The sequence below is a fragment of the Microbacterium sp. 16-032 genome (assembly GCF_041079455.1).
Taxonomy (GTDB): domain Bacteria; phylum Actinomycetota; class Actinomycetes; order Actinomycetales; family Microbacteriaceae; genus Microbacterium; species Microbacterium testaceum_A.
The window spans coordinates 461,922-474,635 of the sequence record NZ_JBFYGQ010000004.1; the positions used below are offsets into that span (position 1 = coordinate 461,922).

12 protein-coding genes are annotated in these 12,714 nt (G+C 69.6%); 10 read left to right on the plus strand and 2 right to left on the minus strand.

Annotated elements, in window-relative coordinates; all coding sequences use genetic code 11:
- Together metG and AB6V31_RS11075 are read left to right on the plus strand one after the other, a co-directional pair.
- Window positions 1-1,575 carry a methionine--tRNA ligase gene (gene metG, locus AB6V31_RS11070; protein ID WP_268104306.1) on the plus strand — a complete coding sequence of 525 codons (1,575 nt, stop codon included), beginning with the start codon at window positions 1-3 and terminating at the stop codon, window positions 1,573-1,575.
- Window positions 1,576-1,682: 107 nt separating this feature from the next.
- Complete coding sequence (locus AB6V31_RS11075) at window positions 1,683-2,573, plus strand: TatD family hydrolase (protein WP_268104925.1); 891 nt, start codon at window positions 1,683-1,685, stop codon at window positions 2,571-2,573.
- A gap of 97 nt (window positions 2,574-2,670) precedes the next feature.
- Here the strand turns inward: AB6V31_RS11075 and AB6V31_RS11080 are convergent, their stop codons facing one another.
- Window positions 2,671-4,131 (minus strand): sugar porter family MFS transporter, encoded by a 1,461-nt coding sequence (locus AB6V31_RS11080; protein ID WP_056228707.1) that lies wholly within the window; start codon window positions 4,129-4,131, stop codon window positions 2,671-2,673.
- A 67-nt stretch (window positions 4,132-4,198) separates the two neighbouring features.
- On the opposite strand from AB6V31_RS11080, the gene rsmA reads away from it, so the two are divergent.
- The gene (gene rsmA / locus AB6V31_RS11085; protein ID WP_369365671.1) at window positions 4,199-5,041 is read left to right on the plus strand and encodes a 16S rRNA (adenine(1518)-N(6)/adenine(1519)-N(6))-dimethyltransferase RsmA; all 843 of its coding nucleotides are present in this window, start codon (window positions 4,199-4,201) and stop codon (window positions 5,039-5,041) included.
- A 288-nt stretch (window positions 5,042-5,329) separates the two neighbouring features.
- Entirely contained in the window at window positions 5,330-6,265 is a 936-nt protein-coding gene (locus AB6V31_RS11090; RefSeq protein WP_369365673.1) for a phosphodiesterase, read from the plus strand.
- Here AB6V31_RS11090 and AB6V31_RS11095 read toward each other — a convergent pair.
- Complete coding sequence (locus AB6V31_RS11095) at window positions 6,216-7,796, minus strand: stealth family protein (protein WP_369365675.1); 1,581 nt, start codon at window positions 7,794-7,796, stop codon at window positions 6,216-6,218. The genes AB6V31_RS11090 and AB6V31_RS11095 overlap by 50 nt on opposite strands.
- A gap of 241 nt (window positions 7,797-8,037) precedes the next feature.
- Here AB6V31_RS11095 and AB6V31_RS11100 point away from each other — a divergent pair, with 241 nt between their 5' ends.
- The 6 genes from AB6V31_RS11100 (at window position 8,038) to AB6V31_RS11125 (ending at window position 12,638) form a co-directional block, all read left to right on the plus strand.
- Window positions 8,038-8,970, plus strand: coding sequence for a 4-(cytidine 5'-diphospho)-2-C-methyl-D-erythritol kinase (locus AB6V31_RS11100; protein ID WP_369365676.1), 933 nt, complete (start codon window positions 8,038-8,040; stop codon window positions 8,968-8,970).
- A 135-nt stretch (window positions 8,971-9,105) separates the two neighbouring features.
- Window positions 9,106-9,408 carry a DUF427 domain-containing protein gene (locus AB6V31_RS11105; RefSeq protein WP_056228689.1) on the plus strand — a complete coding sequence of 101 codons (303 nt, stop codon included), beginning with the start codon at window positions 9,106-9,108 and terminating at the stop codon, window positions 9,406-9,408.
- A gap of 14 nt (window positions 9,409-9,422) precedes the next feature.
- Window positions 9,423-10,247 carry an ABC transporter ATP-binding protein gene (locus AB6V31_RS11110; RefSeq protein ID WP_056228686.1) on the plus strand — a complete coding sequence of 275 codons (825 nt, stop codon included), beginning with the start codon at window positions 9,423-9,425 and terminating at the stop codon, window positions 10,245-10,247.
- On the plus strand, window positions 10,244-10,924 hold the full coding sequence (locus tag AB6V31_RS11115; protein ID WP_056228682.1) for an ABC transporter permease: 681 nt from the start codon (window positions 10,244-10,246) through the stop codon (window positions 10,922-10,924). The genes AB6V31_RS11110 and AB6V31_RS11115 overlap by 4 nt, the downstream gene beginning before the upstream one ends.
- Window positions 10,921-11,682 (plus strand): ABC transporter permease, encoded by a 762-nt coding sequence (locus tag AB6V31_RS11120; protein WP_369365678.1) that lies wholly within the window; start codon window positions 10,921-10,923, stop codon window positions 11,680-11,682. Before AB6V31_RS11115 ends, AB6V31_RS11120 begins: the two co-directional genes overlap by 4 nt.
- A 38-nt stretch (window positions 11,683-11,720) precedes the next feature.
- Window positions 11,721-12,638 (plus strand): ABC transporter substrate-binding protein, encoded by a 918-nt coding sequence (locus AB6V31_RS11125; RefSeq protein ID WP_056228676.1) that lies wholly within the window; start codon window positions 11,721-11,723, stop codon window positions 12,636-12,638.
- Window positions 12,639-12,714 lie beyond the last annotated feature (76 nt).

The following is a 12,714-nucleotide window of genomic DNA, read 5'->3' on the forward strand; positions in this document are numbered from 1 at the left end:
GTGACTTCCGGCCGATCCTTCTACATCACGACGCCGATCTACTACCCCAGCGATCTGCCCCACATCGGGCACGGGTACACGACCGTCGCCGTCGACACGCTCGCCCGCTGGCATCGCCAGGCGGGGGACGACACCTGGATGCTGACCGGCACCGACGAGCACGGGCAGAAGATGCTCCGCGCCGCCGCCGCCAACGGCGTCACCCCGCAGGAGTGGGTCGACAAGCTCGTCACCGAGTCGTGGTTCCCGCTGCTCGAGACGCTCGACGTCGCCAACGACGACTTCATCCGCACCACGCAGCCCCGCCACGAAGAGCGGGTGCAGCAGTTCGTGAAGGCGCTTTTCGACCGCGGCTACATCTACGCGGGCGAGTACGAGGCGCTGTACTGCGTCGGCTGCGAGGAGTTCAAGCCCGAGGCCGAGATCGTCGACGGAACCGGCCCCTTCGAGGGCCTCAAGGTCTGCGCGATCCACTCCAAGCCCCTCGAGCTGCTGCAGGAGAAGAACTACTTCTTCAAGCTCAGCGAGTTCCAGGACCGGCTGCTCGAGCTGTACAAGACGGAGCCCGACTTCGTGCGCCCCGAGTCCGCGCGCAACGAGGTCGTGTCGTTCGTTCGTAGCGGTCTGAAGGACCTCTCGATCTCGCGTTCGGCGTTCGACTGGGGCATCACGGTTCCGTGGGACCCCTCGCACGTCATCTACGTGTGGGTCGACGCCCTGCTCAACTACGCCACCGCCGTGGGCTACGGCACCGACCCCGCCGAGTTCGAGCGTCGCTGGCCGGCGTTCCACGTGGTCGGCAAAGACATCCTGCGGTTCCACGCCGTGATCTGGCCGGCCATGCTGATGGCCGCGGGCCTCGACGTGCCGCGCGGCGTCTTCGCGCACGGATGGCTGCTCGTCGGCGGCGAGAAGATGTCGAAGTCGAAGCTCACCGGCATCGCGCCCACCGAGATCACCGACGTCTTCGGCTCCGACGCGTACCGGTTCTACTTCCTCTCGGCGATCGCGTTCGGCCAGGACGGCTCGTTCTCGTGGGAAGACCTGTCGGCCCGCTACCAGGCCGAGCTCGCCAACGGCTTCGGCAACCTGGCCTCGCGCACGGTCGCGATGATCTCGAAGTACTTCGAGGGCGTCGTGCCGGCGCCGGCCGCGTACACCGAGAGCGACCTGACCATCCAGAAGATCGTGGCGGATGCCGCGACCACCGCCGACGCGGCCATCGAGCGATTCCGCACCGACGAGGCGATCGCCGCGATCTGGACGATCGTCGACGCGCTGAACGGCTACATCACCGAAAACGAGCCGTGGGCCCTGGCCAAGGACGTGTCGACGCGCGAGCGCCTGGGCACGGTGCTGTACACCGCGGCCGAGGGCCTGCGCGCCCTCGCGGTGCTGCTGTCGCCGGTCATGCCCGAGTCGACGTCGAAGCTGTGGGTCGCGCTGGGCGCGGCCGACGGCCTCGGCGCTCTCGTCGCGCAGCCGATCCGCCAGGCGGGCGCCTGGGGCCTGCTGCCCGCGGGCGCCACGGTCACGTCGCTCACCCCGCTCTTCCCGCGCGTCGAGCAGGCGTGACGCAGGTGCCTTCCGAGTCGGCGGCGGCGGTCCCTGGGTCCGTCGAAGGGTCCTCCGCAGCGGCCGCCGCCCCCGGCTCGACGCCGGTCGAGCGTCCCCGCGACACGATCGGCGACGGCGATCCGAGCCAGTACGTGCGCGAGCGTTCGGTCGACGGTCGTCGCGACGTCAGCTATCCGCCGGCGCCCGAGCCTCTCGGCATCCCGGTCTACGACAATCACACGCACCTCGAGATCGAAGACGGCGAGACCGGCCTTTCGTTGGACGAGCAGCTCGAGCGCGCTCTCGCGGTCGGTGTGCACGGGGTCGTGCAGGCGGGCGGCGACATCGACTCCTCGCGGTGGTCGGCGTGGGCCGCGCGCTCGCACCCGCGCGTGCTCGCAGCCGTGGCGATCCATCCGAACGAGGCTCCCGCGTACGAGCAGGCGGGGGAGTTGGATGCCGCGATCGCCGTCATCGACGAGCTCGCCGCCGAGCCGCGGGTGCGGGCCATCGGCGAGACGGGGCTCGACTTCTTCCGCACCGAGGCCGACGGCATCCCGGCCCAGATCCGCTCGTTCGAGGCGCACATCGCGCTAGCGAAGAAGCACGGGATCGCGATGCAGATCCACGACCGCGACGCCCACGACGCCGTGCTCGAGACCCTCGAGCGCGTCGGTGCTCCCGACAAGACGGTCTTCCACTGCTTCTCGGGCGACGCCGGCATGGCGCGCATCGCCGCCGACCGTGGCTACTACCTCTCGTTCGCCGGCAATGTCACGTTCAAGAACGCGCAGAACCTGCGCGACGCGCTCGCGGTGACGCCCCTCGACCGCATCCTCGTCGAGACCGACGCCCCGTTCCTGACGCCCGCGCCGTACCGCGGCCGCCCCAACGCGCCGTACCTGATCCCGGTGACGCTCCGCTTCCTCGCGGCAGAGCTGGCGATGGATGCCGACGAGCTCGGCGCCCAGGTCGCCGCGAACACGCTGGAGGTCTACGGCGCGTTCGAGGACTGAGCGCGCGCGGATCTCCGTCGGGGTTTCGCCCTCGACGCCACCCTGAGAACGACGAAGGCCGGCACCCCGCGGGGCGCCGGCCTTCTGGCATCCGGGATCAGGCCTTGGCCTTGTCCTTCGGCTTGCGGACGAACAGGGTCTCGGTCTGCTCGAGCTCCATGCCCTTGGTCTCGGGAATGCGCAGCAGCACGTAGACGAACGACAACCCGGCGAACAGCGCGTACATACCGTAGGTGAGCGGGAGCGACCAGCTCGACATCGCCGGGAACGACACCGTGATGGCGAAGTTGGCGATCCACTGCGCGCCGGCGGCGACACCGAGCGCCTTGCCGCGGATGCGGCTCGGGAAGATCTCGCCGAGCAGCACCCATACGAGCGGGCCCCACGAGGCTCCGAAGCCGACGACGAAGACGTTCGCGGCGACGAGCGCGACGCTTCCCCACGGGGCGGGAAGCGAGACGTCCTGGCCGGAGCCGGTCGCGAACGCGAACGACAGGGCCATGGCTCCGAGCGAGACGGTCATGAGGATCGAGCCGGTCAGCAGAATGGGCTTGCGGCCGACGCGGTCGACCAGGAAGATCGCGACGAAGGTGACCACGACGTTGGTGATCGAGGTGATCACCGAGATCAGCAGCGAGTTGCTCTCGTCGAAGCCGACGGCCTTCCAGAGCGTCGTGGAGTAGTAGAAGATCACGTTGATGCCGACGAACTGCTGGAACATGGACAGCAGGATGCCGGTCCAGACGATGCCCTGAAGGCCCAGCACGGGTCCGCGCAGCGACACGTTCTTGTTCTTGCGATCGGCCTCGATCGTGTTCGACAGCTCGTTCATCGTCTTGTCGAGATCGGCCGGCGGAACGAGGCGCGCGAAGATCGCCTTCGCCTCGTCGCGCTTGCCCTTGGCGAGCAGGTAGCGCGGCGACTCGGGGACGGTGAACGACAGGATGCCGTAGACGGCGGCGGGGATCACGCCCACCAGGAACATCCAGCGCCAAGCCTCGAGGCCCAGCCACAGCTGGTTCGCCGCACCGCCGGCCGAGTTGGCGAGCAGGGCGTCCGACAGCAGCGCGCCGAAGATACCGAGGGTGATGGCCAACTGCTGCAGTGACGCGAGCGAGCCGCGGATCTGGCGGGGCGCGACCTCGGCGATGTACGCGGGAGCGACCACCGAGGCGATGCCGATGCCCAGGCCGCTCATCACGCGCCAGAGGATCAGATCGGGCACGCTGAAGGTGAGGGCCGCGCCGATCGACGACACGAAGAACAGCACGGCGCCGAGCAGCATGACCTTCAACCGGCCCCAGCGGTCCGAGAGGGCGCCGGCGATGATGGCTCCCACCGCGCAGCCCAGCAGGGCGACCGCGACGACGAAACCGGTGAGCACCTGCCCCAGCTCGAAGTTGCCGTCGACCGCGTCGACCGCGCCGTTGATGACGGAGGAGTCGAAGCCGAAGAGGAAACCGCCCACCGCGGCCGCGACCGAGAGGCCGATGGCTCGTCGCCCGTAGGGGCTTCTGAGGGTGAAGGCGTTCGAGGGGATGGACTGCGTTTGACTCACCTCATCACGCTACTCCTGCGTATCCGACGAGGCGGGTACTGGCGGGATCGCTGACTACAGTGGAACAATGCCCGTTTCCCTGCTCGGTGCCGCCGAGATCCGTCGGCTCGCCGCCGACCTCGACGTCACTCCCACCAAGAAGCTCGGGCAGAACTTCGTCGTCGACGCCAACACCGTCCGCAAGATCGTGCAGGCGGCCCGGGTGACGGCATCCGATCGTGTCGTCGAGATCGGTCCCGGCCTCGGATCCCTCACTCTCGCGATCCTCGAGACGGGCGCCTCGGTCGTCGCCGTCGAGATCGACCACCGCCTCGCCGAGCGTCTTCCGGCCACGGCGGCCGCGCACGACGTTCCCGCCGATCGCCTCACGGTCATCGACGCCGATGCCCTGCGCGTCGACGAGCTCCCCGGTGAGCCGAGCGTGCTGGTCGCGAACCTGCCGTACAACGTGTCGGTGCCGGTCCTCCTGCACTTCCTCGAGACCTTCCCCTATCTGCACCGCGGTGTCGTGATGGTGCAGGCCGAGGTGGGGGCGCGCCTGGCCGCCCCTCCCGGGTCGAAGGTCTACGGAGCCCCGAGCGTCAAGGCCGCCTGGTACGGCTCGTGGCGTCTGGCCGGCACGGTGTCGCGTCAGGTGTTCTGGCCCGTGCCCAACGTCGACAGCGTGCTGGTCGGTTTCGATCGGGATGCCGAGCCCCGGGGCACCGAGGAGCACCGGCTGCGCACCTTCCAGATCGTGGATGCCGCCTTCCAGCAGCGCCGCAAGATGCTCCGTCAGGCGTTGTCGGGCGTGCTCGGCGGCACCGCGGCCGAAGCCTCGGCGCGCCTCGAGGCGGCCGGGGTCGACCCGACCCTCCGCGGAGAGCAGCTCACGGTCGAGGACTACGCCCGCATCGCCGCGTCGTCCTGACGGTTCGGCTGATCGCGGCCGCCGTGCCGGGGCGCGGCAGGCGGCCCGCGTGTGCCCGACGGCGGGGCGTTCGGCGACTCGCCGTGCGGGCCGGCCGGTACGCGGCGTGTCGACGACGACGTCCGCGGTTGTGCTCAGCCCACTGCGCTGCGGCCGAGCCAGATCCGGCGCGGGGTGAATTCCCGCCGTGTTCATCACGCGTTCCCGAAACATGTCTGTAACATTTCGAGCCAACCGGGAGCATCACGCCGGTGACGAGGTCGTACCCGACGGCCCGAGAGGATCGAGATGCGTTACGCCGAGTACCCCCGAGCCGAACGTGTGCTGCTCCACCTGAGCGACACCCATCTCCGAGCCGGCGGTGCACCGCTCTACGACGACGTCGACTCCGAGGCCTACCTCGCCCGCGCCGTGGAGGCGATCGAGACGTCGGGAATCCGCCCCAACGCCCTCGTCTTCACCGGCGACCTCGCCGACTTCGGTGAGACCGACGCGTACGACCGCGTCCGCGCCCTCGTCGAGCCGCTCGCCGAGCGCCTGCGGACCCGCGTGGTGTGGGTGATGGGCAACCACGACGATCGAGCGGCTTTCCGGTCGCGGCTGCTTCCCGCCGACGACGCCGAGGCGACCGCCCCGGTCGATCGCATCGACGAGTTCGACGGCCTGCGCATCGTGACCCTCGACACCTCGGTGCCCGGGTCGCACCACGGCGAGGTCACCGCCGCGCAGCGCGAGTGGCTCGCCGAGGTGCTCGCGACGCCGGCCCCGCTCGGCACGATCCTCGCGATGCACCACCCGCCCGTGCCCAGCGTGCTCGACCTCGCGGCCTCCGTCGAGCTGCGCGACCAGCGGAGCCTCGCGGGGGTGCTGCGCGGCACCGACGTGCGCGCGATCCTGGCCGGTCACCTGCACTACTCCACGTTCGCCACGTTCGCCGGAATCCCCGTGTCCGTGGCATCCGCCACCTGCTACACGCAGGACCTCATGGTCCCGGTCGGCGGGACGCGCCCTCAGGACGCGGCCCAGGGCTTCAACATCGTGCACGTCTACGACGACACGGTGGTGCACTCGGTCGTGCCCCTGGCCGCCAGCGCGGCCCTGCAGTACGTGGATGCCGAGGAGTCCCAGCGTCGACTGCGCGATGCCGGGATCGTCGTCCCGACCTCGCGGGCGTTCAGCGGACCGGTGTCGCCGCCGACGACGCCGCTGCCGATCCTTCGCTGATCGAGGTCTTCTCCCAGGGGGCGGCGACCGGGAAGTAACGCTCGAGGCACGCCCGGAGCGCGGGGACGCGCACCTCTTCGGGGATCTCGGGCACGCTGCCGTCGTTGAGGCAGAACATGTCGGTGTCGCGGCGCGAGACGAGACGCTCCATGGTGCGCAGCGAGTCGAGCTGCGTGGTCTGCACGTAGCGGGTGCGGGGCTCGGTCGTGATGATCGCGCGCCCGGTCGCCAGCGCGTAGTAGTGGTACAGGCTGTTCGTCACCGAGATGTCGGTGGCCGAACGGAACCGGCTCGCGGCGGTGCGGGCGTAGTCGTCGGCGAACTCCTTCTCGAGCTCGAACGCCACCGAGCGACGCAACGGGGTGGCGCAGTGCTCGAGGTCGAGCGTGATGACCCGGCCGAAGCGTTCCCTGAGCAGTGCGCGGTTCACGCGCAGGCCGTTGTCGTGGCCCGAGCGCTCGATGTGCGCCGGGCCGCTGCCGATGCGCACGCCGCTCTCGACGAACCGGCTGACCCCACCGCCGCTGAAGAACAGTTCGGGGGTGACGGGGCGGCCGAAGAACATGTCGTCGTTGCTGTACAGGAAGTGCTCGGCCAGCCCGGGGATGCGGTGCAGCTGCGCCTCGACCGCGTGGGAGTTGTGCGTGGGCAGCACCGAGGGGTCGGCGAAGAACTCCTCGCTGCGCACGATCGTCACCTTGGGGTGGTCGGCGAGCCACTCGGGGGTGGGGGAGTCGGTCGCGATGAAGATGCGGCGCACCCACGGCGCGTACATGTGCACGCTGCGCAGCGCGTAACGCAGCTCGTCGACCTGGCGGTAGCGCGCGGCATTGTCGTCGCCGTCGCCGACGACGTACCCCTTCATGCGCGCGGCACGCTGGCGCTGGAACTCGCTCGACGAGCCGTCGACCCACGAGAAGACCATGTCGACGTCGGCCGTGAACTCGTTGGGGTGCGGGTCGAACATCCCCGAGACGGTCATCCACCGGCGCCCGTACCGCTCCACCTCGACGAGGTCGAGGTCGGCCGCGGCGAACTTGCGGCGGGTGAGGGCGCTCGGGCGCGGGGCCTCGATGGTCTTCTCGCCGAAGCGCCACAGCTCGAGTCGCGGAGCGAGAGAGGCACCGTAGCGGTACGACCCCTCGGTCGAAGTGCGCGGGCGGAACACCGCGTACGCCTGGACCGATCCGGGCGCGGGGTGCACGCTGTGCGCGGGTACGGGGTCCTCGCCGCGGGCCTTCAGGTACACCGGGCCCAGCTCGGGGTCGCGCAGAGCGGTGAGCGCCGCCTCGGCATCCGCCGTGTCGACGACGAGCTTCGGGCGACGGTTCGCGTCGCGCACGAGGAGCACCTTCGCGCCGGCCGCCTCGATCGCGGACGCCGCGGTGAGCAGGTCGTCGCGCTCGGCCATCGCGGGCGTCGACGAGTCGTCGACGACGTGCAGGATGCCGTCGTGCATGCGGATGTCGGACCGGGACAGCAGGGCGCGCCAGGGGTCGGTGTCGATCGACAGGGGGACCATCGGGCGCATTCTGCCTCCTCGGGGGTGGGTGCATGGGATCCGGTCACCGTATGGTTCCGGGGTTACGAAGACGTTTCGGCCTCAGCGCCGAACGACGGGGAGCGGAGCACTACTGTCGAAGAGTGACTCAGATCGCTCGCTCCGGCCCGGACCTCCCCGTACCGCCTTGCGAGCGACGGCGGGAAGCAGGCCGACGTTCCAGTTTCGCACACGGTGAGAGCCCCCGGCGCGCAGGACGGCGGTCGTCGCGATGAGTGCGCAGACTCCGGCATCCGTCCGCGTCCGCGCCCCCGGCAAGATCAACGTGTTCCTCGAGGTGGGTGACGTCCAGGACGACGGGTATCACGAGCTCGCCACGGCGTTCCAGGCGGTCTCGCTCTACGAAGAGATGGTCGCAACGCCCGCGGACGAGATCACGATCGACGTCTCGGCGCGCGGTCCGGTCGACATCGAGGGCGTCCCCACCGACGATCGCAACCTCGCCGTCCGCGCGGCTCGACTTCTGGCGCAGACCGCGGGCATCGACCGCGGTGCCCACCTCGCCGTCCGCAAGGCCGTTCCCGTCGCGGGCGGCATGGGCGGCGGTTCCGCCGACGCGGCCGCCGCACTGGTCGCGTGCGATGCCCTCTGGGGACTCGGGATGCCGACGAGCGAGCTCGTCCGGTTGGCCGCTCGCCTCGGCGCCGACGTGCCCTTCGCCCTGCTCGGCGGAACCGCCGTCGGAACCGGTCGCGGCGATCAGCTGAGCCCGGCGCTCGCGCGCGGACGCTTCGACTGGGTGCTGGTGCCGAACGAGACGGGCATGTCGACCCCCGTCGTCTACGGCGAGCTCGACGCGCACCGTCGGCGCCACGCCGTCGACATCGGGCCCGCGCCCCGCGTTCCCGCGGTCGATCGCGACGTCCTGCACGCTCTGCGCCAGGGCGACGCCGGGATGCTCGCCGCGACCCTTCGCAACGACCTCCAGGCGCCGGCCCTGCACCTGCGTCCCGACCTCGCCCGCGTCCTCGAACGCGGAGAGAGCTCGGGAGCGCTGGCCGGGATCGTGTCGGGATCCGGCCCGACCCTCGCGTTCCTGGCCGTCGACGAATCCTCCGCGATCGACCTGCAGGTCACCCTCAGTGCCGCGGGCCTCGTCGCTCTGCACGTGCACGGGCCCGTGCCGGGTGCTCGTGTGGTCTGACCGCGCCGCACCATAGCCGAGGTCGACACACGGAGCAATGTTCGCTTTTCGTGCCGACCACCTGGTTAGCCTCAGTCGAGGTGGACCGCCACCGCTGGGTGCCGTGCCCGCGGGGTGCCACGAAGGGGGTTTCCCATGAAGGCAGTGCTCGACGGCGTCGTGATCGCCGAAGCAGACCGCGACGACCTGGCCTCGATCGAGGGGAACTGGTACTTCCCGCCGCAGTCCGTCCGCGAGGGCGCGCTGCACAAGAGCCCCACCCCGTACACCTGCCCCTGGAAGGGTGCCGCCCAGTACTGGAACGTCTCACTCGACGGTGCCGAGCTGACCGACGGCGCGTGGTCGTACCCCGACCTCTACCCGGGAGCCGTGGAACGAGTGGGCAAGGACTTCGCCGGATTCGTCGCGTTCGACCGGAAGGTCGTGGTCTCCGACTGAGGTCGGGTGAGCACATGATCGAGTTCTCGGCCGTCTCCAAGGTCTTCCCCGACGGCACCCGCGCCGTCGACGACTTCCACCTCGTCATCCCCTCGCGCAAGACCACGGTCTTCGTGGGCTCGTCCGGTTGCGGCAAGACGACCTTGTTGCGGATGATCAACCGCATGGTCGAGCCCTCGTCGGGCACGATTGCCATCGACGGTGCCGACATCGGCGGCAAGCCCGCGGTGCAGCTGCGTCGCAGCATCGGCTACGTCATGCAGAACTCGGGTCTGCTGCCGCACTTCACCGTGGCCGACAACATCTCGACCGTCCCCGTGCTCCAGGGCCAGAGCCGCAAAGCCGCCCGCACGCGTGCCCTCGAGCTCATGGCGACGGTCGGTCTCGACAGCGCCATGGCCGACCGCTATCCGAGCCAGCTCTCGGGCGGGCAGCAGCAGCGCGTGGGCGTGGCCCGCGGTCTCGCCGCCGACCCCAACATCCTGCTCATGGACGAGCCTTTCGGCGCGGTCGACCCGATCGTGCGCGACGAACTGCAGCAGGAGCTCATCCGGCTGCAGAGCGAGATCGGAAAGACCATCGTCTTCGTCACCCACGACATCGACGAAGCGTTCCTCCTCGGCGACCAGGTCGTCATCCTCGAGAAGGGCGCGAAGATCGCCCAGGTCGGCACGCCGAGCGAGATCGTCGAGAACCCCGCCAGCGACTTCGTCGCGAGTTTCATCGGAGCGGTGAAGGGAAAGCGCGCGCTGCACCTGAAGCAGACCCCGACCGGGACGGTCGTCGTCGATGCCGAGGGTCGCACGCAGGGGGCGCTCGTGGAGGACTCCCACCCGTGAACTGGGTAGGCAACAATCTCGACCTCATCGGGGAACTGACGCTGATCCACCTGCGTCAGAGCATCGTCGCGTTGATCGCGGGCTTCGTGCTGAGCGTTCCGCTCGGGTGGGTCGCGTGGCGCTATCGGCTCGTGCGCAGCGGCGTCATCACGATCACCGGGCTGCTGTACACGATCCCGTCGCTGGCCCTGCTGATCCTCGTGCCCGTCGTCACCGGCTGGTACAGCATCGTCAGCGAGACGAATCTCATCGTCGCCCTGGCCATCTACGCCGTCGCAATCCTCGTCCGCGCGGTCGCCGACGGACTCGACTCGGTGGACGCCGGGGTGCGTCAAGCCTCCACCGCCATCGGCTACGGCTCCTTCCGACGCTTCTGGGCGGTCGAATTCCCCCTCGCCGGTCCCGTCGTGCTGGCGGGGCTGCGCGTCGCCTCGGCGAGCACGATCGCTCTGGCCACCGTCGGCATCCTCGTCGGCATCCAGAACATCGGCTACCTGTTCACGAACGGGCTTCAGCGGCGCATCATCCCCGAGGTCTTCGCGGGCGTCGTGGCGGTCGTCGTGCTCGCCCTCGTGATCGACCTGCTGCTGGTGATCGCGGGGCGCCTGCTCATGCCGTGGACGCGCGGGACGAAGACCGTCTCACGGCAGGCCAACCGGACGTTGGTGAAGGCATGAACCTCCTCGGCGACGCGATCGGGTGGATCTTCTCGGGCGACCCCGGTCGAGGTTTCGACGCCATCCCCGTCGCGATCGGCGTGCAGTTGCTCTACACGGTCGTCGCCGTGCTCATCGCCGGCGCGATCGGCGTCCCGCTGGGGTGGTACATCGGTCACACCGGCAAGGGACGCGAGACGGCCGTCGCGATCTCGGGCGCCGCTCGTGCCATCCCGTCGTTCGGTCTGCTCATTCTGCTGACGCTCCTTCTCGGTGTGCTGCACAAGCCGGAAGCGGCGATCATCTCGTTCGTGGTCCTCGCCATCCCGTCCCTCCTCGCCGGGGCCTACACCGGCTTCGAGGCGATCGACCGCCGCGTGATCGACGCGGGTCGATCGATGGGGATGACCGAGTCGCAGATCCTGTGGCGTATCGAGGTGCCCCTCGGGCTGCCGCTCCTCGTCGGGGGCATTCGCGCGGCGACCCTGCAGGTGCTCGCCACGGTGACGATCGCGGCGTACATCGGTCTCGGCGGGCTCGGCCAGTACATCATCGCCGCGATCCCCCTCCGCCGCTTCGACATCCTGATCGGCGGGGCGATCCTCGTCGCCGTCCTCGCGCTGGTCATCGACGGCCTCTTCGCCCTTCTCCAGCATCTGGTCGTCCCCCGTGGCATCCGTGCCGCGGGGTCCGCCCAGCCCCAGCCGCGCTCCGCTCGTCAGCGTCGCGCGGAAGCCCTCGCCGTCGGGGCGCCCACGGCGCCTCCGGCGACCCCTTGACCCACCCGATTCCCGAATCACCAGAAAAGAGAGCACCCATGTTCACAGCACGAACCAAGAAGGGCCTCGGCCTCGTCGCAGGCCTCGCGGTCGCCTCCCTCGCCTTCGCCGGTTGCAGCGGCGGATCGAGCGACCCCCTCAGCAACGGCGGCGGTGACGCCTCGGCGTCGTCCGACACGATCGTCGTCGGCTCGCAGGCCTACTACTCGAACGAGATCATCGCCGAGATCTACGCTCAGGCGCTCGAGGGCGCGGGCAAGACCGTGAAGCGTCAGTTCCAGATCGGTCAGCGCGATGCGTACATCCCGCTGCTCGAAGACGGCACCGTCTCGGTGTTCCCCGAGTACACCGGCAACCTGCTGCAGTTCTTCCAGAAGGACACCACCGCCCGCACGTCCGATGACGTCTACGCGGCTCTCCCGGCGGCTCTGCCCCAGGGTCTCGAGGTCCTCGACCAGTCGCAGGCCACCGACCAGGACTCGTACACCGTCACGAAGGCCTTCGCCGACGCCAACGGCCTCACCTCGATCGCCGACCTGTCGAAGGTGACCTCGGGCCTGACGCTCGGTGGCAACGCCGAGCTCGCCGAGCGTCCGTACGGGCCGGCCGGACTGCAGTCGACCTACGGGGTCAACGTCCAGTTCTCGCCCACGGGCGAGACCACGGTCGACGACCTCGTGGCGGGCACCATCCAGGTCGCCAACGTCTACACGGCCGATCCCCGCATCAAGACCGACAACCTGCTCACGCTGACCGACCCCAAGGGCCTGTTCCTGGCGTCGAACGTGGTGCCGGTCGTCAACTCGAACGTCGCCTCCGAGGTGTCGGATGTGCTGAACAAGGTCAGCGCCGCCCTCACCGAGGACGCGCTGGTCGCGATGAACGTCGAGTCCACGGTCGACCAGAAGTCGTCCGCCGACATCGCCAAGGAGTGGCTCTCGGCCAACGGCTTCTGAGTCTCTTCGTCGTGCGGGGTCGTCCGGGGTACCGGGCGGCCCCGCCGTCGTTTTCGCCCGCGAGACGGCACCCCGC

What these genes read in the sequence shown, in the direction of transcription:
- AB6V31_RS11090 (WP_369365673.1), top strand. Translation starts at nt 5,330, where the DNA reads ATGCGTTACGCCGAGTACCCCCGAGCCGAACGTGTGCTGCTCCACCTG.
- AB6V31_RS11105 (WP_056228689.1), top strand. Translation starts at nt 9,106, where the DNA reads ATGAAGGCAGTGCTCGACGGCGTCGTGATCGCCGAAGCAGACCGCGAC.
- AB6V31_RS11100 (WP_369365676.1), top strand. Translation starts at nt 8,038, where the DNA reads ATGAGTGCGCAGACTCCGGCATCCGTCCGCGTCCGCGCCCCCGGCAAG.
- AB6V31_RS11120 (WP_369365678.1), top strand. Translation starts at nt 10,921, where the DNA reads ATGAACCTCCTCGGCGACGCGATCGGGTGGATCTTCTCGGGCGACCCC.
- AB6V31_RS11125 (WP_056228676.1), top strand. Translation starts at nt 11,721, where the DNA reads ATGTTCACAGCACGAACCAAGAAGGGCCTCGGCCTCGTCGCAGGCCTC.
- rsmA (WP_369365671.1), top strand. Translation starts at nt 4,199, where the DNA reads ATGCCCGTTTCCCTGCTCGGTGCCGCCGAGATCCGTCGGCTCGCCGCC.
- AB6V31_RS11095 (WP_369365675.1), bottom strand. Translation starts at nt 7,796, where the DNA reads ATGCGCCCGATGGTCCCCCTGTCGATCGACACCGACCCCTGGCGCGCC.
- AB6V31_RS11110 (WP_056228686.1), top strand. Translation starts at nt 9,423, where the DNA reads ATGATCGAGTTCTCGGCCGTCTCCAAGGTCTTCCCCGACGGCACCCGC.